Annotated in this window: 23 protein-coding genes; 10 read left to right on the top strand and 13 right to left on the bottom strand. The window is 59.5% G+C overall.

The features are described from left to right. Nucleotides 1-51 precede the first annotated feature (51 nt). Genes DA915_RS22265 through DA915_RS22245 form a run of 5 tightly spaced genes read left to right on the top strand, consistent with a single transcriptional unit; the run spans nt 52 to nt 5076 of the window. Nucleotides 52-795 carry an amino acid ABC transporter permease gene (locus DA915_RS22265; protein ID WP_003510310.1) on the top strand — a complete coding sequence of 248 codons (744 nt, stop codon included), beginning with the start codon at nt 52-54 and terminating at the stop codon, nt 793-795. Next, a complete protein-coding gene (locus tag DA915_RS22260) occupies nt 792-1574 on the top strand; it encodes an amino acid ABC transporter permease (protein ID WP_107677345.1) in 783 nt (260 codons plus the stop codon). The genes DA915_RS22265 and DA915_RS22260 overlap by 4 nt, the downstream gene beginning before the upstream one ends. Before the next feature lie 12 nt (nt 1575-1586). Continuing rightward, on the top strand, nt 1587-2387 hold the full coding sequence (locus tag DA915_RS22255) for an amino acid ABC transporter ATP-binding protein (protein WP_003510314.1): 801 nt from the start codon (nt 1587-1589) through the stop codon (nt 2385-2387). A gap of 4 nt (nt 2388-2391) precedes the next feature. Then, complete coding sequence (locus tag DA915_RS22250; RefSeq protein WP_107677344.1) at nt 2392-3738, top strand: MmgE/PrpD family protein; 1347 nt, start codon at nt 2392-2394, stop codon at nt 3736-3738. 18 nt (nt 3739-3756) lie between these two features. After that, nucleotides 3757-5076: an LLM class flavin-dependent oxidoreductase gene (locus DA915_RS22245; protein ID WP_192886635.1), complete on the top strand. Its 1320-nt coding sequence runs from the start codon at nt 3757-3759 to the stop codon at nt 5074-5076. A 79-nt stretch (nt 5077-5155) separates the two neighbouring features. On the opposite strand, the gene DA915_RS22240 is transcribed toward DA915_RS22245, so the two are convergent. Then, nucleotides 5156-6889: a PAS domain-containing methyl-accepting chemotaxis protein gene (locus DA915_RS22240; protein ID WP_107677343.1), complete on the bottom strand. Its 1734-nt coding sequence runs from the start codon at nt 6887-6889 to the stop codon at nt 5156-5158. 319 nt (nt 6890-7208) lie between these two features. Here DA915_RS22240 and DA915_RS22235 point away from each other — a divergent pair, with 319 nt between their 5' ends. Further along, nucleotides 7209-8462, top strand: coding sequence for an FAD-binding oxidoreductase (locus tag DA915_RS22235; RefSeq protein ID WP_107677342.1), 1254 nt, complete (start codon nt 7209-7211; stop codon nt 8460-8462). Between the two features lie 15 nt (nt 8463-8477). On the opposite strand, the gene DA915_RS22230 is transcribed toward DA915_RS22235, so the two are convergent. Both DA915_RS22230 and DA915_RS22225 read right to left on the bottom strand, forming a co-directional pair. After that, nucleotides 8478-9011 carry a hypothetical protein gene (locus DA915_RS22230; RefSeq protein WP_174041827.1) on the bottom strand — a complete coding sequence of 178 codons (534 nt, stop codon included), beginning with the start codon at nt 9009-9011 and terminating at the stop codon, nt 8478-8480. A 69-nt stretch (nt 9012-9080) separates the two neighbouring features. Next, complete coding sequence (locus DA915_RS22225; RefSeq protein WP_003510326.1) at nt 9081-9305, bottom strand: aa3-type cytochrome c oxidase subunit IV; 225 nt, start codon at nt 9303-9305, stop codon at nt 9081-9083. 416 nt (nt 9306-9721) lie between these two features. Here DA915_RS22225 and DA915_RS22215 point away from each other — a divergent pair, with 416 nt between their 5' ends. Both DA915_RS22215 and DA915_RS22210 read left to right on the top strand, forming a co-directional pair. Next, complete coding sequence (locus tag DA915_RS22215; protein WP_087745654.1) at nt 9722-10261, top strand: TRAP transporter small permease subunit; 540 nt, start codon at nt 9722-9724, stop codon at nt 10259-10261. Between the two features lie 32 nt (nt 10262-10293). Beyond that, nucleotides 10294-11763 (top strand): TRAP transporter large permease subunit, encoded by a 1470-nt coding sequence (locus DA915_RS22210; protein ID WP_060724802.1) that lies wholly within the window; start codon nt 10294-10296, stop codon nt 11761-11763. 386 nt (nt 11764-12149) lie between these two features. On the opposite strand, the gene DA915_RS22205 is transcribed toward DA915_RS22210, so the two are convergent. Continuing rightward, nucleotides 12150-13247, bottom strand: a complete 1098-nt coding sequence (locus tag DA915_RS22205; protein ID WP_003510333.1) for a TRAP transporter substrate-binding protein — start codon at nt 13245-13247, stop codon at nt 12150-12152. A 304-nt stretch (nt 13248-13551) separates the two neighbouring features. Here DA915_RS22205 and DA915_RS22200 point away from each other — a divergent pair, with 304 nt between their 5' ends. After that, nucleotides 13552-14307 carry a gamma-glutamyl-gamma-aminobutyrate hydrolase family protein gene (locus DA915_RS22200; protein WP_107677341.1) on the top strand — a complete coding sequence of 252 codons (756 nt, stop codon included), beginning with the start codon at nt 13552-13554 and terminating at the stop codon, nt 14305-14307. Between the two features lie 80 nt (nt 14308-14387). On the opposite strand, the gene DA915_RS22195 is transcribed toward DA915_RS22200, so the two are convergent. The 3 genes from DA915_RS22195 to DA915_RS22185 form a co-directional block, all read right to left on the bottom strand. Beyond that, nucleotides 14388-15419: an ABC transporter permease gene (locus DA915_RS22195; RefSeq protein ID WP_003510336.1), complete on the bottom strand. Its 1032-nt coding sequence runs from the start codon at nt 15417-15419 to the stop codon at nt 14388-14390. 32 nt (nt 15420-15451) lie between these two features. Further along, nucleotides 15452-16993 carry a sugar ABC transporter ATP-binding protein gene (locus DA915_RS22190; protein WP_065695090.1) on the bottom strand — a complete coding sequence of 514 codons (1542 nt, stop codon included), beginning with the start codon at nt 16991-16993 and terminating at the stop codon, nt 15452-15454. A gap of 239 nt (nt 16994-17232) precedes the next feature. Beyond that, nucleotides 17233-18162 (bottom strand): sugar ABC transporter substrate-binding protein, encoded by a 930-nt coding sequence (locus tag DA915_RS22185; protein ID WP_107677340.1) that lies wholly within the window; start codon nt 18160-18162, stop codon nt 17233-17235. Here DA915_RS22185 and DA915_RS22180 point away from each other — a divergent pair. Then, nucleotides 18134-18469, top strand: a complete 336-nt coding sequence (locus tag DA915_RS22180) for a hypothetical protein (protein WP_107677533.1) — start codon at nt 18134-18136, stop codon at nt 18467-18469. The genes DA915_RS22185 and DA915_RS22180 overlap by 29 nt on opposite strands. Before the next feature lie 200 nt (nt 18470-18669). Here the strand turns inward: DA915_RS22180 and DA915_RS22175 are convergent, their stop codons facing one another. The 6 genes from DA915_RS22175 to DA915_RS22150 all read right to left on the bottom strand — a co-directional run bounded on the left by DA915_RS22175 (nt 18670) and on the right by DA915_RS22150 (nt 26060). Continuing rightward, nucleotides 18670-20112: a M20 family metallopeptidase gene (locus DA915_RS22175; protein WP_107677339.1), complete on the bottom strand. Its 1443-nt coding sequence runs from the start codon at nt 20110-20112 to the stop codon at nt 18670-18672. Between the two features lie 126 nt (nt 20113-20238). Then, nucleotides 20239-21783 carry an ABC transporter substrate-binding protein gene (locus tag DA915_RS22170; protein ID WP_107677338.1) on the bottom strand — a complete coding sequence of 515 codons (1545 nt, stop codon included), beginning with the start codon at nt 21781-21783 and terminating at the stop codon, nt 20239-20241. Nucleotides 21784-21819: 36 nt separating this feature from the next. Beyond that, nucleotides 21820-22656, bottom strand: a complete 837-nt coding sequence (locus DA915_RS22165) for a serine hydrolase (RefSeq protein WP_192886634.1) — start codon at nt 22654-22656, stop codon at nt 21820-21822. A 13-nt stretch (nt 22657-22669) separates the two neighbouring features. Beyond that, nucleotides 22670-24304: an ABC transporter ATP-binding protein gene (locus tag DA915_RS22160; protein ID WP_107677336.1), complete on the bottom strand. Its 1635-nt coding sequence runs from the start codon at nt 24302-24304 to the stop codon at nt 22670-22672. After that, entirely contained in the window at nt 24301-25119 is an 819-nt protein-coding gene (locus tag DA915_RS22155; RefSeq protein WP_003500526.1) for an ABC transporter permease, read from the bottom strand. The genes DA915_RS22160 and DA915_RS22155 overlap by 4 nt, the downstream gene beginning before the upstream one ends. Then, complete coding sequence (locus DA915_RS22150) at nt 25116-26060, bottom strand: ABC transporter permease (protein ID WP_107677335.1); 945 nt, start codon at nt 26058-26060, stop codon at nt 25116-25118. The genes DA915_RS22155 and DA915_RS22150 overlap by 4 nt, the downstream gene beginning before the upstream one ends. Between the last annotated feature and the right edge of the window lie 151 nt (nt 26061-26211).

Below are 26211 nucleotides of genomic sequence, written 5' to 3'. Positions count from 1 at the left end.
ATTCTGGCGCCGCCCGCCGGGCGGCACCCGCAATAACAGCATGGATTTCCGATGCAGGATTCATTTACAGCGCGCTTCATAGAACTGGCCGCGCATCTCGGCCTTAACTATGACTTTCTGAACAGCGGTTACGAGGTTCAGATCTGGCTCGACGGCATGAAGATGACGTTGATCCTCGTCGCCGTCACCTTGCCGCTCAGCCTCGTCTTCGGTTTCATTTTCGCAGCCATGCTGACATCAGGCAAAACCTGGCTTGCCGGCCCCGTCCGCGCCTATGTGGAACTGACGCGCAACACGCCGACGCTGGTGCAGCTGATGTGCGGCTTTCTCGTGCTTAACATGCTGATTTCCAACGTACTCGGCGGCGCACAGAACAATCCGCTGACACCCTTCTTCTGGGTCGTCGCCATTACCGGCCTGCACATTGCCGCTTTCCACGCGGAAGCCTTGCGCGGCGGTATCGAGGCGGTGCCGGCCACTACCATCGAGGCGGCCCGCGCGATTGGTTTCAGCTCCTTCGAGATTTTACGCTATGTGGAGTTTCCGCTGGCGATCCGCACAGCGCTGCCCTCCATCATCAATAACCTCGTCAATCTGGTGAAGCTCACCACTGTCGGCTCGGCAATTGCAGTGGGTGAAATCACCTATGCCTCGATCCTGATCTGGACGCAGCGCGACAATGTGGTCGAGCTGATGATCGTCATCCTCATCTTCTTCAGCGTCATCAATTTTATCGTCGCAAGGGCCGGTCTGTGGCTTGAACGGCGTCTTGCGGTTCCGGGGTTCGGTCAATGAGTGCGGTGGTTTCTCCAACACAGGCGATAAGGAAGCCGCCCTTCGGCACCATTCTGCTGCTCGGCGTGGCGATATCAGTCATCCTGTGGCTGATCCTCGATCCCTCGCTCGGCCAGGTGCTGCTGCAATGGCTGCCCTATCTGGCCAAGGGTTTTGCCATGAACGTGCTGATCAGCATCCTGGCGATCGCCATCGGCACCTTCATCGGCGTCCTGCTCGGCATCATGGAGCTCGCGCCCTACCGTCTCGTGCGCGCGCCGGCGCTGACCTATGTTCAGATCTTCCGCAACGCCCCGCATCTGGTGCTGATCTTTGCCGCGACCTACATCTTCCCCTTCGAGATCGTCGCTTTCGGCAATTACATCCCGTTTCCGGACTGGATCAAGGCCGTGGTCGGCCTTGCTATTCCGGCCAGCGCCCATATCGCCGAAATCACCCGCGGCGCCATCCAGTCCATTCCGACCGCACAATGGGAAGCGGCGCAGGGGCTCGGCTTCTCGCGCAACCAGACACTGCGCTGGATCATCCTGCCGCAATGCGTGAAGCGCTCGCTGCCGCCATGGATGAACCTCTATGCGTCGATCACCATGGGTACGGCGCTCGCCTCGCTGGTCGGCGTGCATGAGCTTCTGCATGCCGCGACAGACGCCAGCACCGCCGTGCAGCGCAACGATTTTACCGTCGTGGTCTATCTCACTGTCCTGATGGCGTTCTTCCTGTTCTGCTATCCTGTCTCCCGTTTCACGCAGCGCCTCGAGCGGCGCTTCGCCTCCCGCTGATTGGAACAAGCCATGTCCGCACCCGCACCACAAACCGCCGCAAAAGCTCTGGTCGAACTGGAAGGCATACACCTGTCCTTCGGTGACAATCAGGTCCTGAAGGGCATCGACCTCACGGTCAACAAAGGCGACGCCGTCTCCATCATCGGCCCTTCCGGTTCCGGCAAGTCCACCATCCTGCGCTGCATCAACGGCCTGCTCATTCCGCAATCGGGCAAGATCACCGTCGGCGGCACCCGTGTCGACCAGCTGAAGACCGAGGCCGAACGCATCGCGCTGCGCAAACGCATCGGCATCGTTTTCCAGCAGTTCAATCTCTTCCCGCATCTGACGGTCATGGAAAACATCACCATCGCGCCAATCAAGATTCTCGGCACGCCGAAGGCGGAAGCCGAGCGCCATGCCCGCGAATTGCTGGAAAAAGTGCGCCTCTCCCAAAAAGTCGATGCCTATCCCGGCCAGCTTTCCGGCGGCCAGCAGCAGCGCGTGGCGATTGCCCGGGCGCTGGCCATGCGACCGGAACTGGTGCTCTTCGATGAGGTCACCTCCGCGCTCGACCCGGAAACCGTGGGCGAGGTGCTCGCCGTCATCCGTGATCTCGTCAATGACGGTATGACCAGCATTCTCGTCACCCACGAAATGCGTTTTGCCGAAGAAATCAGTGATAATATCGTCTTCACCGAAAACGGCCTGATCGTCGATCAGGGCACGCCGGAGCACATCTTCTACAGGTCGACCAATCCCCGCATCAACGCCTTCGTCAAGGGTCTCGGAGGACAGGTAGCGCGGGTCGCTGACGGCGAAGGGATCTGATATCATGACCGCCGACGAAAAACTCACGCTTCATCTGGCCGAGGCCATCGCTGCCTCCGATCCGTTGCGCGACGACGAGGCGGTTGCCATCGCCCGCACGGCGCTGATCGATTTTTTCGCCTGCGTACTGGGCGGCGCTGCGGATAGAAGCACGAAAATCCTGATCGACAGCTTTACACCGGGCGCGTCAGGCACGGCGGGCATTATCGGCCATGATCTGCGCACGGATGCCTTTACCGCAGCCCTCATCAACGGCCATGCGGGGCATGTGCTTGACTATGACGACGTCCATGGCAGCGTGCGCGGCCACCCGACCGTCGCCATCATTCCCGCTTTGCTGGCTATCGCGGTCGAGGAAGGCTCGACGGCGGATGCCTTCATCGCCGCCTATATCGTCGGGCTGGAAACCATGGCGCGTCTCGGCCTGTCGCTCGGGACCAAGCATTACGAAAACGGCTTCCACGCCACCGCCACACTCGGCCCCATCGGCGCTGCGGCAGCAATTGCGCATATCCTGAAATTCGATCCTCAGACCACGGCCGTGGCGCTCGGCCTTGCCGCCACGCAATCGGCCGGACTTCGCCTGCAATTCGGTTATGAAGCCAAGCCGCTGCATGCCGGGCTTGCCACGCGTGCCGGCCTCACCGCCGCGCGGCTGGCGCGATCCGGTTTTCAGGGCGCGCCGGATTTTCTGGAAAATCCCATCGGCTTTTATTCCGCTTTCGCCTTCGGTGCAGAACAGCCGAAACGCGTTCTCTCCGGCTGGGGCGCACCCTGGCAGATCGTCTCGCCCGGCCTCACCCTCAAGGCCTTTCCCTGCTGCACCGCGAGCCATCCCGTTGCCGTCGGTGCGCTGGCGCTCCGCAACAGCAATGGTCTGACACCGGATGAGGTCGAGGCGGTCACCATCACCTTCCCGCCCGGTGGCGATGCCGCGCTCGTTGGACCGGCCACGCCCACCACCGGCATCGATGCGCGCTTCAGCGCCGAATACGTCTTTGCCGCAGCACTGACAGATGGAGCACTCGGAATCGGCCATTTCGACGAGCACCCGACACGCGCCGACCTGCTTGCCCTTTCCGCCAAGATCTCACGCCGGCATGATGAGACCGCCCGCCGCCTCTCGCCCGATCCCACCACCCGTTTCGTGGTCATCGACGTAACGAAGAAGGACGGCACGGTGCTCTCGCGCCGTGTCGACGGCCTCCCCGGCATTGATGACCCGACCGAAAAATTTGCCGACGCGACCGGTGGCAATGAAAAATTCACCGGCATTCCGGCACTGGTGCGGTCCATGAAAACCGCAGCCGACCTCAGGAAGCTTGAAACGCTTCTGGTATCGCAAATATAACTCGACTGACATGAAGGCATGATCCCCGTGACCACCACGACACGCAAAAGACAGATGCATCTCGGACTTTTCCTGCAGGGCGCCGGGCACCACGTTTCCGGCTGGCGTCACCCCGATGCGGAGGCCGGCAGCGAGAATTTCGATCTCCTCACCCGTGTTACGAAAATGGCCGAGGCGGCGAAATTCGACATGGTATTCCTCGCCGACGGCCTCACCAGCGGCGTCGACGCCCATCCGTCAATGATCGCGCGTTTCGAGCCGCTGACCCTGCTTGCCGCGCTTGCCATGGTCACCGACAAGATCGGGCTCGCCGCCACCGCCTCTACCACCTATGGCGAGCCGTACCACACCGCCCGCGCCTTCGCTTCCATCGACCATCTGAGCCACGGCCGCGCGGCGTGGAACATCGTCACCACCTCATACGCCCGCACGGCGGCGAATTTTTCCAAGGACCATCCTGAGCATGACGAGCGTTATGCCGTGGCGGAAGAATATGTGAATGTGGTGCGCGGCCTCTGGGACAGCTGGGATGACGACGCTTTCGTCAAGGACAAGCAGGCAGGCCGTTACGTCGATCCGGAAAAGGTCCATATCCTCAACCACGAAGGCAAATATTTCACGGTCAAAGGGCCGCTCAATATTCCGCGTTCGCCGCAAGGCCACCCGGTTCTCATCCAGGCCGGCTCCTCCGGCCCGGGACAGGACCTCGCCGCCCGCACCGCCGACATCGTCTTCACCGCCCAGCAGGCTATTTCCGAAGCGCAGGCCTTCTACACCAGCCTCAAGGCGCGCGTGGAAAAATTCGGCCGCGATCCGGCCAGCGTCGCCGTGATGCCCGGCTTCATGCCGATCATCGGCAGAAGCTTTGAAGAGGCCGGTGAAAAGCTGAAGGAACTGAACCGGTGGACGGATATCAAGAGCGCCATGCCGCTGCTTGAAGAACGCATCGGCCACAGCCTTGCCGATTACGATCTCGATGGCCCGCTGCCCGATCTGCCGATTTCCGACCAGCTGCGCAGCCGCGCCGAACTTCTGACGGAACTGGCGCGCCGCGAAAAGCTGACGATCCGGGAGCTGGCGCTGCGCGTCGCCGCCGGCCGCGGCCACCACATCGTCATGGGCACGGCGAAAGACGTGGCCGACCGCATGCAGCAATGGTTCGAAAACGGCGCCGCCGACGGTTTCAACGTCATGCCGCCCTTCTTCCCCGGCGGGCTGGAGGAATTCAACCGCGAGGTCGTGCCGCTCCTGCAGGAACGCGGCCTGTTCCGCAAGGACTACGAAGGCTCGACCCTGCGCGACCATCTCGGTATCGCACGACCGGTTCTGCGGGGATAACCTTATGCGGATGCCCGATCAAAGGCATCCGCATCCACCAAATCTGGTTAGTGCCCCTAAGAGGACCTGGGCCCGATCTTTATGCCGCCCGCGCCGACGTCCGATCCCGCCGGGCGGTATCCGGAGACTCCGACCGGACGGAAGATCCGTCTTCGCGCTGCGTCGTGCGGCGGTTCAACTTGAACAGGCTGACAAGCTGCGCCAGCGCATCGGCACCCTGCGCCAGCGTGGTGCTGATGACGGTGGTGCGGGCGCTCATCGCCGCATTCTCCTGCGTCATCCGATCCAGCCGATTGACCGCCTTGTTGATCTCACTGATGCCGACAGCCTGTTCGTCCGCCGCCTTGGCGATCATGTCGACGTTGCCGTCAATGTGCCTGACCAGCGCGTCGATCTGCTTCAGCGCCGTGCCGGTCTCGCCCACCAACCGGACGCCTTCAAGAACCTCGGTGCCGGAATTGTTGATCAGCGCCTTGATTTCCTTTGCCGCATTGGCGGAACGCTGCGCCAGTTCGCGCACTTCCTGCGCCACCACGGCAAAACCTTTGCCCGCGTCGCCCGCACGCGCAGCTTCCACGCCGGCATTCAGCGCCAGCAGGTTGGTCTGGAAGGCGATTTCGTCAATCACGCCGATGATCTGGCTGATTTCCCGCGATGCCGTCTCGATACGCTGCATCGCATCGACTGTCCGCTCCACGACCTCGGTGGAGGCCACGGTGGATGCCCGCGCGCTCTGAACGAGCTTGCGCGTCTCTTTCATATTCTCAGTCGAAGATCGGACCGTCGCGGTGATTTCTTCTAGCGCTGCCGACGTTTCCTCAAGCGCCACCGCCTGCTCGCGCGAGCGTTCGGCAAGATTGACGGAGGCTTCGCTGACCTCCTGGCTGCTGCGGGTCAGGTCTCCGGTCTGGCCGAGAACATTTTCCAGCGTCTTCTGGAATTCCGCGATGGATTTATTGAAATCGCAACGCAGCCTTTCGAACTCGCCGACAAAAGGTTTGTCCAGCGTAATACGGATATTGCATTGAGAAAGCCGCTCGAGCGCAGCACCAAGTTCTTCGACTGCGCGCATCCGGTCCGTCACATCGAAAGCAAATTTCACCACCTTGAAGACGCGGCCCCGATCATCAATGATCGGATTATAGGAAGCCTGAATGAAAACGCGTTTGCCATCCTTGCCAAGGCGCATGAACTGCCCGGTCGAGAAGTGGCCCTTTCCGAGTTCCTTCCAGAAATCCCGATAGTCCTGAGACTGGGCATAGGCCGGCTCGCAGAACATCTGATGATGCTTACCGATCAACTCTTCCGCCGTGTAACCGAGCGTCGCGAGGAAATTCTCGTTGGCGCTGAGGATTTTCCCGTCGGGCGTAAATTCGATCATGGCCTGCGCGCGGGAAAGCGCTGCCAGCTTGCCGTCATCCTCGGCGCTCTTGCGCTTGATCGCGGTGATGTCGGTTGCAATCTTGATCACCTTGTAAGGTTTACCGAAACGAAACACCGGATTGTAAGAGGCCTCAATCCAGATTTCGTCGCCATTCTTGGCCTGACGCCGGTACTGGCCCTGATCGTATTCGCCGCGCGACAGCTTTGCCCAGAAGGCCTTGTATTCAGGCGAAGTCGCATCTTCGGAAGAAAGGAACATGCTGTGGGAGCGCCCAACGATTTCAGACTGCTGATAACCCACAGCCTTGCAGAAATTATCGTTCGCTTTCAAAATCTTGCCGGTCAGATCGAACTCGATGATGGCCTGCGAGCGGCTGAGCGCATCAAGCACCGCATAAGCGTCCAGACCGAGTTTAGAAAGGTGAGACATCTTTTTTGAACCCCCAACAGTAATCCATGTGCAGACCTCCTCCATCCCCGAAATATAAAGATGAAAAACGGTCGGTCCGCCTGCACGCGAAACTAGCCGGACACCGTTAAATAGCGATTAATGATGTTCCATAACTATCGATCGGGAGCCTGAATCGACTGCTGATATGCTTCACGGCGACTATATTCTCCTTGTCTATTTGGGACCGCTTATTTGCCACAGTGCTGATATTTCTGCGCCAGCGACACGATGCGGCCTTTCATCCGGGCAGCATTCATTGTTATGGCGGGGTTGAAAGATTTGTGTTGCAGGAGCGCCGATGACCAAAACCCTGAAATGCGATGTGCTGGTGATCGGCACCGGCATTATCGGTTCCATGGCGGCGCTTTATCTGCAGAATGCCGGACGCGAGGTAGTGCTTCTGGAGCGCGGCGAGGTTGCCCGGGGGGCGAGTTCCGGCAATGCCGGCATTCTGGCTTTCCCCGAAATCATACCCATTCCCGCTCCCGGCATCATAAAAAAAGCACCGCGCTGGCTGTTCGATCCGCTCGGCCCGCTCAGCGTGCCGCCTGCCTATGCGGCGAAGATCGCACCCTGGCTGTGGCGTTTCTGGCGCGCCAGCGCCGAGCGCAACTTCCGCCACGGGCTGAAGTCGCTGACGGAAATCAACCGGCTGGCGGCCATGGAAATGGCCCATATCGCCGCCATGCCGGAACTTTCGCACCTCGTTTCAAAAACCGGGACGCTCGATCTTTACGACAGTGAGGCAAGCCTCAACGCCGCCCGCAAGGACTGGGACGAAAAGGAAAGCGCCGGCTTCACCTTTGAGCGCGTCGGCCGCAACGAAATCGAAGAGCTGCAACCGGGTCTCGCGCCGCAGTTCCGCCACGCCATATTCTCTCCCGATGGCCTGCAGGTCTCCGACCCCTATGATTTCACCCGCGCTATTTTCGATCTGGTGATTGCCCGTGGCGCGAGCCTGCGAAAGGGCGAAGCCGAACGCATCGATGCCGTTGGCGAAAGCACGATCGTGACGCTCGAAAACGGCGACAAGATCGATGCCGACAAGGTGGTGATTGCCTGCGGTGCCTGGTCGAGAAAGCTTGCCGCGACGCTCGGCAACATCGTGCCGCTGGAAACCGAACGTGGCTACAACACCACCCTTCCCGCCGGCGCTTTCAACCTGACGCGCCAGCTTTACTTCAACGATCATGGCTTTGTCGTCACCCCGCTGGCGACGGGCATCCGTGTCGGCGGTGCCGTCGAACTTGGCGGGCTGGAACTGAAGCCGAATTTCCGCCGTGCAGAGGCGATGCTGAAGAAGGCTGGGCGTTTCCTGCCCGGACTGAAGCTGGAGGATGGAAAACAATGGATGGGTTTCCGCCCGTCGATGCCGGACTGTCTTCCCGTCATCGGCACGGCCCGCGCCACGCCCTCCGTGATCTATGCTTTCGGCCATGGCCATCTGGGGCTGACACAATCCGCAGCCACCGCCCGTCTGGTGACGCAGCTGGCCAGAGGCGAGGAAACGGCAATTTCGGTCGACCCATTCCGTCCGGGACGCTTCTCCTGAACGAAAGAGGCCGGTCTATTTTACCGGCTGCATGGAATCATCAGGAAATTCCACCTCGGCAAAGGACGGGTAGACCTTGCGCAGGATAGTTACCTGCTGCTGGTCGCTGACCCTCAACAGGTACCAGTCCGCACCATCCATCAGCGCCAGCGTGTGGGATTTCGCCTCGATCGTCTGGCCGCCGGTTTCCATCACCGTCTTCGTCGGAACGAGCGCATAGGGCGTTCCATCAGGCGTCTGCGCAAGAGTGATTGCCTGCGTATCCATGGTGAATTCGGTTATCTTGACCGCCGCAAGCGCCATCTGCATCTGCGTGGTCAACGCGCCGCGCAATTGTTCCACGCTAACACCCGCGTCGCGTGCGATGAATTCAAAGATTTTCGGCGGCACGGTCCTGCCGACAAGCTCGAAATCCTGTGCATTCAAAGCCGTGCTGAACCGCTCAATCCGTGTGCGCAGGCTATCCTGCTCGGCAGGAGAAAGATCGCGCGACAATGCCGGATGCGCAATCGCCACCAGCAGAAACAGACAATAAAACAGACGCTTCATGGCTTGGCCTCTCCGGTTGTCCGGCATCGCCCGGTTTCCGGGACGGAAACCGCTCATGAACGGGATTGTTCAGCGCAGCAGAAAGAAACCCGCGGCCGACAGCACGGCGAAGACGACCACACCGCCAAGGAAGCCGGCGGCGGTGAAGAACCCCGCGACCATGGCCAGCATCAGCACGCACAGCAACATGGTGCCATACTTCGTCAGGGCCAGAAAACCGTTATAGGTCTTTTCGTGCTCGGCGTAATTCATCTCGGCGCCAACTTCGACCGGACCCGTGTGGTGTTCGCTCATTCCGCTTCCCCTTTGCTCCATCCGTCATGCCCGTCGTACGGGGAAATCTGCCCGTGGACGATCACCGGGCCATGCCGGATTCTCCGTAGCCAGAGGTAACATGAAGTCGCCGAAAAGCGCAATGCGTTCTGCATGAAAGAGCGGCAACGGCATGCAGCACGACTGCTCAACCGGGCGAAACATGCCATAGGGCAACATTCTTTCGCAAACGGTTGAAAAGGGCACTCGGTCGAGCTGTTTCATGGCGGTTTTGGTTGCTTTTCGAACCGCCTGACCATACACGGGATTCTGTGGGGAGGAACTCTGGAGCCTGTGGCAGCGGAAGCACGTGGAGGCGTGGCTGCAGCAGGGATACCGGGCTTTGCTCTCCGCCATAAACCCGCAAAGGGCCCGAAAAGGGAAGAGGGGAAAGTTATATGAAGTCGCTTTTAAAATTAAGTGCGCTGATAGACCTTGCAAGCGAAGCGCTGGGCAAGGTCGCCGGTTATCTCGTGCTCATCTGCTGCCTCGTCAGCGCCGGCAACGCCATGGTCCGCTACGCCCTGAACTACAGTTCAAACGGCTGGCTGGAAATCCAGTGGTACATGTTCGCCTTCATCGTGCTGATCGGCGCATCCTATACGCTGCGCATGAACGAACATGTGCGAGTGGACATCATTTATGGCGCGATTTCGCCGCGCAGCCGCATCTGGGTGGATATTATCGGCATCGTGCTGTTCCTGTTGCCCGGCTGCTTTTACCTCGCCTGGCTTTCCTGGCCCATGTTCGCCCTGTCCTGGCATCAGAACGAAATGTCCTCCAATGCCGGCGGTCTTATCCGCTGGCCGGTGAAATTCATCATTTTCGCCGGTTTCGCTCTTCTGGTTCTTCAGGGTTTTTCCGAACTCATCAAGCGCATAGGAGCCCTTAACGGGCTTTATGCGCTCGATACGAAGTACGAAAAACCCCTGCAATGATCACACCGATCTGAACCTTCAGGATATTTCCCATGTTCGAATATGGTATTCTTCCGCCACTGATGTTCCTCGGCATGATCATCTTCATGCTTTACGGATTTCCGGTTGCTTTCTCGCTCGCCACCGTCGGCCTCGTTTTCGGCATCATCGGCATTTTCACCGAGCATTTTTCGCCGGCTTTTCTTCAGGCGCTGCCGCTGCGCATCTTCGGCATCGTCTCGAACGACCTTCTGCTGGCCATCCCCTTCTTCACCTTCATGGGCGCGATCCTCGAGCGATGTGGGCTTGCGGAAGATCTGCTTGAAGGGACCGGCAAACTGTTCGGCGCCATTCCCGGCGGTCTCGCCTATGCCGTCATCATCGTCGGCGCAATTCTCGGCGCGATTACCGGCACGGTTGCCGCCTCGGTCATCACCATGGGCGTCATCTCCCTGCCGATCATGCTGAAATACGGTTACAATCCGCGACTTGCCACCGGCGTCATCGCCGCATCGGGAACAATCACGCAGGTCATCCCGCCTTCGCTGGTTCTGATCGTTCTCGCCGACCAGCTCGGCAAATCCGTGGGCGACATGTATCTCGGCGCCATCGGCCCGTCGATCCTGCAAGTTGCCATCTTCATGCTCTTCATCCTGTTCATGTCGATCGTAAGGCCGAAGGACCTGCCGGCGCTGCCACCGGAAGCGCGCGGCGAACTCGACCGTAAGCTGGTATTCCGCGTGCTGGCGGGCATGGTCCCTTCCATCGTGCTGATCTTCCTCGTGCTCGGCACCATCTTCCTCGGCCTCGCAACGCCCACCGAAGCCGGTGCGCTCGGCGTCGTCGGTGCAATGGCCTTGGCAGCCGCGCACCGCCGCCTCAGCTGGGATCTCGTCAAGCAGGGCATGCATTCCACCATGCATATCACCTCCATGGTGGTGTTCATTCTGGTCGGCGCCACCTGCTTTTCGCTCGTTTTCCAGGGCATGGACGGCTCGCTGTGGATCGAACACATGCTGTCGGGCATTCCGGGGGGGCCCATCGGCTTCCTGATCTTCGTCAACATCTTCATCTTCTTCCTCGCCTTCTTCCTCGATTTCTTCGAGATCGCCTTCATCGTCATCCCGATGCTGGCCCCGATCGCACAGGCGCTCGGTATCGACCTGATCTGGTTCGGCGTGCTGATCTGCATCAACATGCAGACGAGCTTCATGCATCCACCCTTCGGATTTGCGCTGTTCTACCTTCGCTCCATCGCACCGCGCACGGTCAAGACGTCGGATATCTACATGGGTGCCATTCCATGGCTCGGCATGCAGCTCATCCTCGTCGCCATCGTGATCTTCTGGCCGGAATCCGTTACCTACTGGCTGGACAAGGCACCCGAAGTCGATCTGAATTCCATCAAGATCGAGATACCCTCATTTGGCAATCAGGGCGGCAACACCATGCCTAATTTCGGTCAGCCGGGTGGATTGCCAGGCATGCCTAATCTCGGCGAACCACCGAAGATCGGACCGTAAGAGCTGTCTTGTAAGGACCTGGCGAAACGCTTATGATTGCGGAGTGGAAGACAGGGTTGCAGCCCTGCCTTCCGTTTTGCTTATCGTTTGAAATGAAGCCGGACAGTCAGTGACCAGCCTGTCCGGTTTTTTCTAACGACAAACGCAATGCTCAGTGGTTTCCACATCGCATCACCTCCACAGTTGAGAGCAGGGCCTTTGCCGAGGTCGGCGTGGCCAATCCCCGCCAACACTCCGGCTGGTCGCGGAGCCTGCTGCTTTTGCTCACAACGGATTTGATCGTAAATCATCCTTTGTTGTCGGACACGTGAAGGCATGCGCGCACAGCAAAAACCCCGGAGATCGAAATCCCCAGGGCCTTTGCTCGGTCCGCCGTCACCGAATAATCAGAGCTTGCCGTTACGCTGCTGGATCATCATGAAAGTATCGAAAGTGTATTCCGCAAGCTGCATCCACAAATAACCTTCGCGCTTGAAGGCAACCTGGTCCTCGTAGATCTTCTTGAAGTCCGGATTGGACGCCGAAATATTGGCATACACTTCCAGTGCGGCCTTGTAGCAGGCCTCGAGGATTTCCTGGCTGAACGGCCGCAGTACCGCACCTTCCGACACCAACTGCTTGATGGCGATCGGGTTTTTCGCGTCGTATTTCGCCATCATACTGGTGTTGGCGAAAGCGCAGGCATCCTGCAGCGCCGTCTGGTAGTTTTTCGGCAGGCTGTTCCACTTGTCCAGATTGACAAAGGAATGGATGACCGGGCCGCCTTCCCAGAAAGCGGGATAATAGTAATATTTCGCCACCTTCTGGAAGCCGAGCTTGTGGTCGTCGTAAGGACCGACCCACTCCGCCGCGTCGATGGTGCCTTTTTCCAGCGCCGGATAGATGTCCCCGCCGGCGATCTGCTGCGGTACAACGCCGAGCTTTTCCACTACCTTGCCGGCGAGACCGGCAATGCGCATCTTCACGCCCTTGAAATCGTCGACGGTATTGATTTCCTTGCGGAACCAGCCGCCCATCTGCGCGCCGGTATTGCCCGAAATCATGCCGTAGAGATTGTGTTTGGCGTAAAACTCATTGAGTAGCTTGTTGCCGTTGCCTTCATAGAACCATGAGTTCGTCAGACGGGCGTTGAGGCCAAAGGGTATCGCCGTGCCGATGGCGAAGGTCGGATCCTTGCCGACGTAATAATAGGAGCAGGTGTGGCACATTTCCACCGTGCCTGACGACACGGCATCGGCCGCCTGCAGGCCGGGCACGATCTCGCCCGCGGCAAAGGGCTGGATGGTGAAATTGCCGTCGGTGGCAGCGGCGACGTGTTTGGCGATATCCTCGGCGCCGCCATAGATCGTGTCGAGCGATTTCGGAAACGACGACGTCAGACGCCAGTTGATCTTGGTATTCTGCTGTGCAATGGCGGGCGCGGCCAGAGCTGCCGTGGCAGCTCCCGCAAGCGCACCTTTTTTCATAAAGGAACGGCGATCCATCTATATCCTCCCAGATATGAACGCTGCCCGCAGCTTTGAATTCCCCTCGTTGCTGTTCAGGCATCACAGCAAAGTAAGCACGGTTACCGCCCGGCTGACAAGCACCCGCGCCAAGAATTAATCACGGAAAAACCGGCCTTTCCGGGAATTTTCCGAAACTCTGCTTCGCATTTTATTTGCAACTGAAATATCCCGGCACCGCCTTATACTTTAGGCGCATACAGGATCGTCAGAACGCAAAACGCGTGCTTGACTTGGCCAGCCGGCAGTCGCACAAATTTCGAAGATTCGTCCCGGAGCCACCATGCCAAAACCAATTATCGCCGTACCCGCCGACATCAGGCATTTCACCGGGGCCGACTGGCACGCCGCGCAGAACCAGTATCTTTCCGCCGCGTTTAAAGTGGCTGGTGTCATGTCCTTCATCATCCCGGCCTTCGAGGACGGAAACGAGGTTGACGCCATTCTCGATCGGGTGGACGGCCTGCTCGTGTCCGGCTCCGCCACCAATGTGCACCCTTCCCTTTACGGAAAAGAAGCGCAGGAGAGCGACGGCCCGTTCGATCAGGCTCGCGACGCCACCAGCCTGCCGCTCATCCGCCGCGCCATCGAGCGCGGTATTCCGATGCTGGCCATCTGCCGTGGCATTCAGGAACTGAACGTCGCACTCGGCGGTACGCTTGCTTCGGAAATTCAGGAGCAGCCCGGCATATGGGACCACCGCAAGCCGGAACATGACGACCGCGACGTGGCCTTCGCCATCCGCCAGCCGGTACATGTGCGCGAAGGCTCCTGCATTGCGCAGCATCTTGGCATATCAGGCGAAATCCAGATCAATTCGCTGCACCGGCAGGCGATTGCCGAGACCGCACCACGCCTGCAGGTGGAAGCAACGGCGGCGGACGGCACGATCGAGGCCGTTTCCGTCATCGACGCCAAGGGCTTCGCCGTTGGTGTGCAGTGGCATCCGGAATATTGGGCCGAGACAGACGCACCCTCACGGGCATTGTTCGAGGCCTTCGGCAAGGCCGTCCACGACTATCGAAACAGCAAGGTCTGAACCGCCGCTGATCCCCTCGGCCCACAAGAACACAAAAAAGGGGCAAGCCTGAAGGCCTGCCCCAAGTCTGGGAGGAGGATTTAGCGCTTTGCGCGTTTCTTCTGCCGGTAGACGTCGGCAACAACAGCAGCCACAATGATGAGGCCTTTGACGATTTCCTGGTAGTAGGCGTCGACCCTGAGGAAAGTGAAGCCCGACGTCATGACACCGAGAATGATGGTGCCGATCACCGTTCCGGTGATACGCCCGGCACCGCCGGCGAGCGACGTGCCGCCGATAACGGCCGCGGCGATGGCATCAAGTTCATACATCACGCCCATGCCGGCCTGCGCCGTCTGCGCGCGGGCAGCGGTGACGACGCCGGCAAGACCGGCCAGCATGCCGGCAATCGCATAGACCTTGATCAGATGCGCCTCGATATTGATACCGGAGACGCGGGCCGCCTGCTGGTTGGCGCCGATGGCATAGGTGAATTTGCCGTAACGGGTATAACGCAGCGCTACATGGAAAATGACGGCAACGACAAGGAAAACCACGACCGGCCAGATGCCCGTGCCGATGAAGTTGAAACCGTCGGTCAGGCCGGAGATCGGCTGGCCCTTCGTATACCATTTGGAAAGACCGCGCGCCGTCACCATCATGCCGAGTGTTGCGATGAAGGGCGGAATTTTGGTACGCGCGATGAGCTGTCCGTTGATGAAACCCGCCAGGGTACCGGCCAATATGCCGACCGCGAGCGGTATGAAGAAAGGCAGATCGGTCAGCCCCGGATAAAGAGCTCGCGGCCATGTGGAGGATTGCGCCACGCTGGCGGACAACATCGCCGTCAGGCCTACGACGGAGCCGGAGGAGAGATCGATACCGCCGGTGATGATGACCTGGGTCACGCCAACCGCGATGATGCCGATGACAGAAACCTGCAGGATCATGATCGTCAGGCGCTGCTGGTTCATGAGGAAGCTCTGGCCGATGAAAATCCAGCCGAGAATTTCATAAACCAGCGCAATGCCGATCAGCACGAAAAATATATTGGCCTCGGGCGGGATGCGCCGGTGCGGCTTGCGTCCGGATTTTGCATCCAACTCCGTGTTGGCGGCGGCGTTCGTATTCATAATCGTTCCTCCTCGAGAAATCCCGGCGCGCCTCACCGCGATGCGAGATCCATCACTTTCACCTGCGTGGCTTCACTTCTATCAAGGAAGCCCGTCACCCGACCTTCATGCATGACCATGACACGGTCGCTCATACCCAGAACCTCCGGCATTTCGGAGGAAATCATGATGACGGCGACGCCCTGGCGCGCCATCTCGCAAACCAGCTTGTGAATTTCGGCCTTCGCCCCGACATCGATGCCGCGCGTCGGCTCATCCAGAATGAGAATGCGCGGTTTGGTCAGCATCCAGCGACCGATCAGAACCTTTTGCTGGTTGCCGCCGGACAGGTTTTCGATACGTTCGTAAAGATGCGGCGTCTTGACCCGGAGCTTGCGGCACATCTCCTCGCAGGCTTCCGAAAGCGCGTTTTCCTGCACGAAACCATTGGCGACATATTTGTCCTGCAGGACGGCGATCTGCATGTTCTCAAGAATATTGAGGATCAGCAGGCACCCCGTATCCTTGCGGTCCTCCGTCAGAAACGCCATGCGGTGACTGATAGCCTTCGTCGGGCTGTCGATCGAAACCGGCTTGCCGTTGATCGTTATCGTCCCTGAGGAAGCGGGCGTCACACCGAACACGGTTTCCGCCACATTGGAGCGGCCCGAGCCGACAAGACCTGCAACGCCGAGAATTTCACCGGCGCGGACATCAAAGGAGACGTCATGGAACACGCCATCAAGGTTCAGGTTCTTGACCGACAGAACGACGTCGCCGATCGGAACCTCTTCCTTGGGGAACATCTGGGTGATTTCCCGGCCCACCATCATGCGGATGATGTCATCACGCGTCACATCGGTGGAAGCGTGAGTGCCGATATATTTGCCGTCGCGGAAAACCGAGAACTCGTCGGCGATCTCGAACAGCTCGTTCATCTTATGGGTGATGTAGACGATGCCGATGCCGCGTTCCCTGAGATCACGAATGATGCGGAAGAGATGCTCGACCTCGCGCTCCGTCAGCGCAGATGTCGGCTCGTCCATGATGAGAACGTCAGAATCGTAGGAAACCGCCTTGGCGATCTCGACCATCTGACGGCTTGCCACCGAAAGCTCACCAACACGGGTTTCCGGATCGAGATCAATACCCAGCCTCTCAAGCAGGGTCTGGGTGCGGCGATACATTTCGCCGTGATCAATGAAGCCCAGCCGGTTTTTCGGCTCGCGGCGGATCCAGATGTTTTCCGCAACCGTCATGTAAGCCATCAGGTTCAGTTCCTGATGGATCATGGCGATGCCGTTCTCCAGCGCATCGAGCGGGGAATCGAGACGGATCGGCGCGCCTTTCAGGCGGATTTCGCCTTTGTCCGGCTGGTAGATGCCGGCGAGAATCTTCATCAGCGTCGATTTGCCGGCGCCATTCTCGCCCATCAGCGCATGCACGGTGCCGCGCTTGAGGTGGAACTGCACATCATCGAGCGCCACGACGCCGGGAAATTCCTTGCGTACGCCATCCGCTGCGAGAAGAAACTCCGCATTCGGCACGGCTCCGCTGGCGCGCACGGCGGCCATTGTCGATGGACTGACGACCATCTCACCCTCCACAATAGACAAAAATGACCGGAGATAGGGTTTTGCCAGAGGGCGCACCTTGCCTCCGGGGAGGCTTACAGCGCCGTGCCGATCACGACACAAGGGCGCTGTAACACTTTGAATTCACTGAAATCCAATCGCAATCCGCTCACACACCGAAGCTTGCTCCCCAGTGCTGACGGGAACCGGCATCTGCCTCCGGGATCACCTGAAACAGACGCAGATGCCGGAAGGGGCCGTTAGTTCTTGGCCACGTAGTCCTTGACGTTTTCAGGCGTGACGAGCTGGAAAGGAATGTAGACCTTCTTCTCGACCTTGTCGCCCTTGACGAGCTTCAGCGCAGCATCGAGAGCACCCTTGCCCTGCCCCGCCGCATCCTGAAAGACCGTGACGTCGAGATCGCCCGCCTGCATGGCCGCGAGAGCATCCTGCGTGGCGTCAACGCCGGCGACGACATAGCCTTTCATGTCCTTGCCCGCGGCCTTCAGTGCCTGGAGAGCACCAATCGCCATTTCATCGTTGTTGGCGATGACGGCGTTGAACTCGATGCCGCTGGAGAGCCAGTTGGTCACGAGGTCGGACCCCTGCGTGCGCTGCCAGTTCGCGGTCTGCTCTTCAACCACGGAAATGCCCTTGCACTCGTCGGTCTTCAAAACATCCTTCGCAGACTGTGTGCGCATGCGCGCCGCCTGGTTGGAAAGCTCGCCCATCATGATGACCGCATTGCCCTTGCCACCGAGAAGGCGGCAAACTTCTTTCGCCTCAAGCGTGCCGGCAACCGTCTCGTCAGAGGCGACGAAGGCCTGGCCATCAGGCAGGCTATCGACGTTCACCGGCTGGCGGTTGACGTAAACGAGCGGAATTTTGGCATCGGCGGCAAGCTTCGACATGGCCGCCGTCGCATCCGTGTCAACCGGGTTGACGATGATCGCATCGACCTTGGATGCGATGAAGTTCTGGATCTGGCTCTGCTGCTTGGCGACGTCGTTCTGCGCGTCCTCGACCTGCAGGGTGACGCCCTTCAGTTCCTTGGAATAATCCTGCATGCCGTTGCGCAGCACGGTCAGGAAGTTGTCGTCGAACAGCGCCATCGAGACACCGACTGTCTCCGCATGTGCCGCTGTGCCGAGAAGCACAGACATGGCTGCGCCGATGATAAATTTCCTCATTGTTTTTCTCCTCCATGGCGTCCGGCGCCGCCTCTCCCAGCCGGAGGCGAACCCGAAAGCCCGCCGCAACCTCCTCACATTCAGAAAACGGAATAATGAAACCGATTTTCTGTCTGTTCGATATATTTATTCCATTTTTGGTTCGAACGTCAATGCTTTCTTCGCAGCCCTGCTGTGGAGCGGCGCACAAGACTGTGATGATTGGACATTCAAGCGGACGCACGTTCCAGACCGGATTGCCGATGAAGGTGCCAAAGCTCTGTTCGCCCCATTCCCGGTCTTTGGGCAAGGAACCATAAGCCGTTGAAATTACGGCTTGCGGTTCGGAATTGGGATTAACTCGGCTGAGATGGAAGATTTATTCCAAACCGCAATCCGCCGGCCCTCTTTTCAGAAGGCCGGCGGCGTATCGGATTTCTTCACCTTGGAACGTTCATGCGATTCACCATGCCGCCTGTGGAAATCTGGCGGCAGACGGACGGCAGCAAAAAGAACGTGCGTAGCGCCTTACTGGTGGGAGCCAGGCATGACATCGGCGGGAATCGGGCAGACATAGTTGCTGCCTTCGGTCTTTTCCTGCCACTCCTTCCTGGCGTTGGCGAGCAGTTCCGGCGAGGTCATCAGCGCAAGGCCTGTCGATGCCATTGCCTTGGCAGCATGCGCCATGGCCTTGTGTGCGGCAGGGCTTTTGCCCTGCGCCACCACCTGCCAGGTATGCGGATTGGTGCCGATCGCCCAGGCCGGCGTCCAGCACTGCGCCGTTGGCGTCACCCAGCTGACGTCACCGACATCGGTAGAACCCGCCCGGAAATGCGACTGGCCCTCGAAATCCCGCAGGCCGAGATGCAGGGGCGTCGAACCATCGATCTTCCGGTTGGAAAAAACATCGCCCTTTATCTGGTAGAGCCGGATGCTGCTTTTGATCGCCTCGTCGGTGAAAGTATCCTGAATGCGTTTGGCGAAAGCGATATCCGCCTCGTCGAAGGCTACGGGGCCAAGCGCCACCATGTTTTCATGCATCGCCGTTTCCAGCGTGATGTTGGGAAGGAGATTGGTGGAAGCGGTATCGAAGACGATCTCCACCTCGGTTTCGGTCATCATCGCCGCGCCGCGCGCGACCTTGTCCACCCGCGCGGCGAGATCGAGCGCCTGACGCATTTCCGGGGCGCGGATCAGGTAAAGTACTTCGGCCTTCGCCTGCACCACATTCGCCGCCTTGCCGCCGGTATCAGTGATCGCATAATGCACCCGGCAATCCTGCGGCATATGTTCGCGCAGGAAGTTGACGCCAACATTCATGAGTTCGACGGCATCGAGCGCCGAACGCCCGAGATGGGCGGCGTTGGAGGCGTGGGCTGCAACACCCTTGAAACGGTAGAAATATTCCAGCACGGCAAGATTATTGGTTGAGCGTACGCCGTTGAACGGTGCCGGGTGCCAGGTCAGCGCCGCATCGACATCATCAAACAGGCCGGCGCGCACCATGAAGGTCTTGCCGGAACCACCTTCTTCGCCGGGGCAACCGTAATAACGCACTGTGCCGGGAAGATGATTGGCTTTCAGATGCCGGGCGAGAGCAATAGCGGCCATCAATGAGCCGACGCCAAGCAGGTTGTGGCCGCAGCCATGGCCGGTGGCGCCTGCCTCGCGCGGCTGCACCTGCGCCACATCGGCCAACTGACTCATGCCGGCCAGCGCATCGAATTCGCCGAGGAAGGCGATGACCGGCTTGCCGCTGCCGAATTCGCCGATGAAGGCCGTTTCCATGCCTGCCACGCCGCGGCGAACCGCAAAGCCATTTTCCTCAAGCGCTGCAGCCAGAACGCCGGCAGATTGCCGTTCTTCGAATTTCAGCTCGGCAAAATCCCAGATACTGTCGCTCAGGGTGGTGAAATCGGGCTTCATCGCCTCGACTTCGGCGGCAATCGACATCACGGCATCACGGTTCATGGCTTGTCCTCGCATTTCCGCCCTTTGCGGGCACGCGCAAGCGCTTCGGCGGAAACTCCGCCAAATCCTTACGCTCTATGATGGAAAGACCGCGCCAGAGTCCGCCTCCGGCGCGGTCATAGTAGATCAGTTGTCGACCGAGACTTCCCAGAGACGGGCGTTCGACTGCCAGACCGGCTGGCCCTTCAGCTTTTTCGTCGCGCCCCAGACATCGACCATGTCGTAAAGGAAGATGCCCGGCATTTCCTTCAGCATCAGTTCGTGAAATTCGTCGAAAATCTTCTGGCGCTTCGTCTGGTCAGCCTCGACATAGGCCGCCTTCATCAGTTCGATCGCCTTCGGATCATCCCACATCAGGGAGGCGTTCTTGTCCTTGTTGCCGACATAGAAGGCATACATCAGCGCCGGGTCGAGACGCGGGGCGACCGACTGCGAGATCACCTGATAATTGCCGGAACGGCGGCGATCCACCTGCGTCGCATAATCCAGCACCTCGATCTGCACGTTGAGACCGACCTGCTGCATCATGGCCTGCGCCATGACGGCAGCCGGGAAGCTCGGCACGTTGCCGCGCTTGTTGGCGATGATGGAGATCGGCTCGCCCTTGTAACCGGCAGCCTCCAGTTCCTTTTTCGCTGCCTCGACATCATAGGCCGGGCGCTTTTTCTGGGCCTCGTCGTAATAGACCGAATCCTGCGAGACCATCGAACCGTTAGCCTCACCCGTGCCGTTCGATGCGGCTGCAACCAGTTCATCGAGATCGAGGGCCATCGCCATGGCGCGGCGCACACCGGGATTGCTCAACACCTTGTCGCGGGTCTGGATGTAGAACAGGTTCTTGCCGTTGTTGCGGGAGACGATGAGCTGCATCTTCTCGTTGGTCTTGAACTCGGGAATGAGATCGGGAGAAATCTCGGCAGTATCTAGCACGCCGGATTCAAGCCCGGCCTTCACGGTCGAGGCATCGGGAATGACCATGAACTTGATGCCATCGGCGAGCGGCCGCTTGGAGCCAACCATGCCATCCGGCTTACCGTCATTTACCGGCGAAACATAATCGGCAAATTTGGCAAGACGGATATATTCGCCCTTCTTCCACTCGTCCCACTGGAACGGCCCGGTGCCGATCGGCTTGGCGAAGCTGCCATCGGCAGCAACCGATTCCGGCGAGATCATGCCGGTATAACCGCATTCCGGCCGCGACATGAGGCCGAGGAAGACGCCTGACGGCTTTTCAAGCGTGATCTCGACCGTGGATGCATCCGTGGCCTTGACGCCGGTGACGTGTGCTGCGCCGCCTTCCGCGAAATCGTTGAGGCAGGTCCATTTGGTTTCCGGCTTCAGATAACGTGTCCAGTTCCAGACGACATCCTCTGCGGTGAGCGGCTTGCCATTGTGGAATTTCACGTCCTTGCGAAGCTTGAAAGTATAGATCAGGCCGTCAGAAGAGACATTGACGGTTTCGGCGAGAAGCGGCTTCACCTCGCCGGCATTGTTATAACCGACAAGGCCTTCGACGATGTGCAGGATAACCCCGTCCGTATTGCCGTCGCGGTTCACGCCCGGATTGTTGCTGCGCAGATCCGAGCTTTGCGCGATGGTGATATCGCGTGCTGCGGCGATATTGGCGGTCACGAGCAGGGCAACGCCTGCAAGAAGAAGTTTTTTCACTGTTCTACCCTCTTTGTTGTCGTTGATTGTGAGTGATTAAAACCCGTCCCAGCAGGCCTGTGCCAGCCGGCCGATCGTTTCGAGCGCGATGGTGTATCCCGGCGTGCCGTCCGGCAGGGTGTGCGGCACTTCATCGGTATAGGCGGTGATGATGAAAGACGGCGCGCCGTTCCTGTAGACGATGCCGGCATCCATGCGGCCGCGCTTGCCGCGTCCGCTCTTACTCGCCACCATGGTCTCGAAAGGCAGACGGGAGCGGATTCCATAACGCAAAATCTGGTTCTTCAGCGTCTGCATGGCCCATTCGCACAATTGCGGGCTGCATCCGAGTTTTGCCTGCGCCTCCGGCGAGGATTGCGCATCGAGAATGGTCTGCAGCAGCAGCACCTGATCTGCCGCCGAGGTGGTGGTGACGGTCTTCAGCGGATGGTCGGCCGCGAGCGCCAAAGGCGGAATGAGGAAACGGTGGTGCGTGTTGGCCATGCCGAGCGACTTGCAATAGCCGTCCACTTCCTCCAGCGTCAGCCGCTCCAGCACCATCTTGGTGCAGACATTGTCGCTCAGCACCATCATGCCGGCGAGCGCATCGCGCAGGGAAATGACGATGCCCGGCGTCAGATAACGGAACATGCCGCTGGCCACCTCTTCGGCCAGCCGCTTTTCGTAGGTGACGGGCTGGTCGAGATCGAGCCGCCCTTCGCTGGCGGCCTTGAGCACGGCCATCATGATCGACGTCTTGCGGGTGCTGCCCGATGGCGTCTCCTCGTTTTCTCCCCGTCCGATCTCTTCGCCGGTCAGGAGATTGCGCACCATGAAGCGCGTCACGAAAGGCTGTGCATCACAGATCGAATTCAGTTGGGCAGCCACAGTCATTGTCATCTTCCTGTTAAACTTCATCTTCCAGACGCCATTTCAGTGTCACGCCGCCCTTTTCATTCTGGTCGAGGGCGGGAATGGCCGAGAGGAGCCGGCGCGTATAGGCCTCTCTCGGGCTGTCGAAAATCGTATCGCGGTCGCCCTCTTCGATGATGCGGCCGTCCTGCATGACGACGACACGGTCCGCCACCTGCTCCACCACGCCGAGATCGTGGCTGATGAACAGGCAGGAAAAACCGTAACGTTTCTGCAGATCGGAAAAGAGATCGAGCACCTGCGCCCTCACCGTCACGTCGAGCGCGGAGACAGGTTCGTCAGCGATCAGGAAACGCGGACGGCGGGCAATGGCGCGTGCAATCGCCACACGCTGGCGCTGGCCGCCGGAAAGCTCGTGCGGGTAACGGGTGGCGTAGTCGGCGCCGAGCCCCACCTCCTCCAGCGTTTCCAGCGCCCGCTTGCGCTTGGCGGCCTGATCGAGACCGGGCACGAGGCGCAGCGCCTCTTCCACCAGCGCCTGAATGGTCATGCGCGGATCGAGTGAGGAATAGGGATCCTGAAACACCATCTGGCAATTCAGGCGATAGTCATTCCAGTCCTCTTTGCGCTCCCGCCCCTGAAACTGGATCTGCCCTTCGCTCTCCTGCACGAGACCGGCAATGGTGCGGCCAAGCGTGGTCTTGCCGGAACCGGAACCACCCACCAGTGCCACGACCTCACCTTCGTGAATATCGATGCTGACGCCGTGCAGCGCCCGCTTCGGCTTGGCTTTCTTAAGCAGCGACTTGCGTCCCGCATAATCAACGACGATGTTCCGGGCTGAAACCATTGGCGCCTTGCTGGTGTCAATGACACGCGGCTCGCCCCGGAAGGGCAGAGAGGAAAGCAGCTTTTTCGTATAGGGATGCTGCGGCGCGTCGAGCAGGTCTTCGGTTCGCCCCTGTTCGACGATCGCCCCTTTTTCCATTACCACGATACGGCTCGTATAGCGCGCCACCATCGGCAGATCGTGGCTGATGAGGAGGACGGCAGTCCCTTCCGCCCGCGTCAGTTCCACCATCAGTTCCATGACATCGCGCTGGATGACGGCATCGAGCGCCGTCGTCGGCTCGTCCGCGATCAGCAAGGCCGGCTTCAAAAGCATGACCGAGGCCAGCATGATGCGCTGGCGCATGCCACCGGAAAACTCATGCGGATAGGCCGCCAGCGCACCTTCGGGATCGCGGATGCCAACCCGCTTCAGCATGTCGAGAATTTTCTCGCGGCGCTCTTCCGGCGACAGCTTCGTGTGAAGGATCAGGCCTTCTTCCAGCTGCCGACCGATCGTCATCGACGGATTGAGAGAGGTCATCGGCTCCTGAAAAACGACGCCGATCTCCGCGCCGCGCAGGCGGCGAAGTTCCCTTGGAGGCAGGGACATAACGTCCTTGCCCTTGTAGATAACCGATCCGCCGGTAACGGCAATCGCCGGGGGCAGAAGCGAAATGAGCGCGCGGGTGGCGAGCGTCTTTCCCGACCCGCTTTCGCCGACGATGCCGAAGATTTCGCCAGCGGCAATATCGAAGGAGACATTCTTGACCACTTGGTGGCCGGTTCTGGCGACCTCCAGCGAAAGGCCGCGCACGGTAAGAAGAGTATTGTCCGTCATTTGAGACCTCTCATGCGCGGGTCAAGCCTGTCGCGAAGGGCATCGCCCAGAAGATTGATGCCTAGCAGCGTCAGCGCGATGCAGAGACCGGGGAAAAGCCCGAGCCAGACGGCCTGCTGGATGAAGGGCCGGCCGGCGGCCAGCATGTTGCCCCAGGTCGGAGCCGGCGGCGGCACACCAAGACCGAGGAAGGACAGCGCGCTTTCCGACAGGATGGCCCAGCCGAACATGGAGGTGGCAAGAACCGTGATCGGCGCAATGCAATTGGGCAGGATGTGGCGGAACATGGTGTAGATCTCGCCATTGCCCATGACCAGCGATGCCTCGATGAATTCCCGCTCACGCAGAGAAAGCACGGCACCGCGCACCACGCGGGCCATGGATGGCGTGTAGGCGATGCCGAGTGCGAAGATGATGCCATACTGATTAGCGCCGAAAACCGCGAGCAGCCCGAGTGCGAGTAGAATACCCGGAAAGGCCAGGAGCGCATTGTTGATGGCCATGATGACGCCATCCACCCAACCCCGGGCATAACCGCTGACGAGACCGATCAGCGTGCCGCAGATCGTCGCGAAGCTGACCGTCAGGAAACCGATCCAGACACTGGCGCGCGCGCCGACCATCAGCCGGCTCAAAACGTCGCGCCCGAATTCGTCGGTGCCGAGAAGATGGCTTGGACCGGGTGCGGCCAGACGCGAGGCGAAGCCGAGCTTCATCGGGTCATAGGGCGTCCAGAACAGGCCGGTCACGGCAGTGATGAGCAGGAGGGCGATGAGAAAGCCGCCGATAAGCCCGTTAAGTGTGAACTTTTTCATTCGGCAACCACACGCGGATCGAAGAGGGGATAAAGAAGGTCGACGAACAGGTTGACCAGCACATAGGACAGCGAGACGAACAACAGGCAGCCCTGTATGACCGGATAGTCGCGGGCAAAAATACTGTCGACCATCAGCCGTCCGAGGCCGGGAATGGTGAACACCGTCTCGATGACGGCGATGCCGCCAAGAAGATTGCCGAGGATGAGGCCGATCATGGTCCAGGTCGGGCCGAAGGCGTTCTTGAACGCGTGCCGCCAGAGAACCGCACTTTCCGAAAGCCCCTTGGCGCGGGCATGGGTGATGTAATCCAGCCGCAGCACTTCCAGCGTCGAGGCACGCGCCATGCGGATCAGAACACCCATTTCATGGATCACCAGCGTCATGACAGGCAGGACCAGATAAAGCATGCCGCCGACCAGATTGTCGCCGATCGACACATATCCCAGCACCGGCAGCCAGCCGAGCTTGAGGCCGAAAAACAGAAGAAGCAGAAGGCCCAGCCAGAATGTCGGGATGGACAGCAGCAGGGTTGCCGTTCCAACAAGGGCAAGATCGGTCAGGCTGTTCTGCTTCCAGGCGGCGATCACGCCTGCCGGAACCGCAATCAGGCTGGCGAGCAGCACGGCGACCACGACGATCTCGGCGCTGACGAGAAAGCGCGAGACGACCAATGGCAGCACCGCCTCGTCATTGACGATGGAACGACCGAAATCGCCCTGCACCACATTGCCGGCCCAGATGAGGAACTGTTGGGGCATGGACTTGTCGAGGCCGAGTTCGGTCCTCATCGCTTCGATCTGTTCCGGTTGCGCCATGTCGCCCAGCATCAGGGCAGCCGGATCACCTGGAATAAAGCGGATGAGCGCAAAGACCGTGATCGACACGAATGCGATCGTCGGCAGCGCCATCAAAAGACGGCTCAGTATGAATCTTACCATCGGTTCCCCACGATTGATGGCCGGGAACGTACTCCAGCCTCTATCGGTTTCGTTGCGAATGACTATGACGGATTGATAAATAAGGCGCAATATTATGCATAAACGTCATATGTCTATGCAGAATGGCGGCACGTTTCATCCTGACAGGAAC

Origin of the sequence: Agrobacterium sp. LAD9 (genome assembly GCF_003031125.1) — a bacterium.
GTDB lineage: Bacteria > Pseudomonadota > Alphaproteobacteria > Rhizobiales > Rhizobiaceae > Agrobacterium > Agrobacterium radiobacter.
The sequence above is the reverse complement of the archived record's forward strand: the minus strand, read 5'-3'. Positions and strand labels throughout refer to the sequence as shown.

Coding starts and splice junctions, on each gene's coding strand:
- DA915_RS22180 (WP_107677533.1), top strand. CDS start 18,134: ATGGCTGCGCCGATGATAAATTTCCTCATTGTTTTTCTCCTCCATGGC.
- DA915_RS22190 (WP_065695090.1), bottom strand. CDS start 16,993: ATGGTCGTCAGTCCATCGACAATGGCCGCCGTGCGCGCCAGCGGAGCC.
- DA915_RS22200 (WP_107677341.1), top strand. CDS start 13,552: ATGCCAAAACCAATTATCGCCGTACCCGCCGACATCAGGCATTTCACC.
- DA915_RS22155 (WP_003500526.1), bottom strand. CDS start 25,119: ATGAAAAAGTTCACACTTAACGGGCTTATCGGCGGCTTTCTCATCGCC.
- DA915_RS22265 (WP_003510310.1), top strand. CDS start 52: ATGCAGGATTCATTTACAGCGCGCTTCATAGAACTGGCCGCGCATCTC.
- DA915_RS22150 (WP_107677335.1), bottom strand. CDS start 26,060: ATGGTAAGATTCATACTGAGCCGTCTTTTGATGGCGCTGCCGACGATC.
- DA915_RS22165 (WP_192886634.1), bottom strand. CDS start 22,656: ATGACTGTGGCTGCCCAACTGAATTCGATCTGTGATGCACAGCCTTTC.
- DA915_RS22175 (WP_107677339.1), bottom strand. CDS start 20,112: ATGAACCGTGATGCCGTGATGTCGATTGCCGCCGAAGTCGAGGCGATG.
- DA915_RS22255 (WP_003510314.1), top strand. CDS start 1,587: ATGTCCGCACCCGCACCACAAACCGCCGCAAAAGCTCTGGTCGAACTG.
- DA915_RS22205 (WP_003510333.1), bottom strand. CDS start 13,247: ATGGATCGCCGTTCCTTTATGAAAAAAGGTGCGCTTGCGGGAGCTGCC.
- DA915_RS22210 (WP_060724802.1), top strand. CDS start 10,294: ATGTTCGAATATGGTATTCTTCCGCCACTGATGTTCCTCGGCATGATC.
- DA915_RS22185 (WP_107677340.1), bottom strand. CDS start 18,162: ATGAGGAAATTTATCATCGGCGCAGCCATGTCTGTGCTTCTCGGCACA.
- DA915_RS22240 (WP_107677343.1), bottom strand. CDS start 6,889: ATGTCTCACCTTTCTAAACTCGGTCTGGACGCTTATGCGGTGCTTGAT.
- DA915_RS22195 (WP_003510336.1), bottom strand. CDS start 15,419: ATGAATACGAACGCCGCCGCCAACACGGAGTTGGATGCAAAATCCGGA.
- DA915_RS22245 (WP_192886635.1), top strand. CDS start 3,757: ATGATCCCCGTGACCACCACGACACGCAAAAGACAGATGCATCTCGGA.
- DA915_RS22235 (WP_107677342.1), top strand. CDS start 7,209: ATGACCAAAACCCTGAAATGCGATGTGCTGGTGATCGGCACCGGCATT.
- DA915_RS22160 (WP_107677336.1), bottom strand. CDS start 24,304: ATGACGGACAATACTCTTCTTACCGTGCGCGGCCTTTCGCTGGAGGTC.
- DA915_RS22260 (WP_107677345.1), top strand. CDS start 792: ATGAGTGCGGTGGTTTCTCCAACACAGGCGATAAGGAAGCCGCCCTTC.
- DA915_RS22225 (WP_003510326.1), bottom strand. CDS start 9,305: ATGAGCGAACACCACACGGGTCCGGTCGAAGTTGGCGCCGAGATGAAT.
- DA915_RS22230 (WP_174041827.1), bottom strand. CDS start 9,011: ATGAAGCGTCTGTTTTATTGTCTGTTTCTGCTGGTGGCGATTGCGCAT.
- DA915_RS22250 (WP_107677344.1), top strand. CDS start 2,392: ATGACCGCCGACGAAAAACTCACGCTTCATCTGGCCGAGGCCATCGCT.
- DA915_RS22215 (WP_087745654.1), top strand. CDS start 9,722: ATGAAGTCGCTTTTAAAATTAAGTGCGCTGATAGACCTTGCAAGCGAA.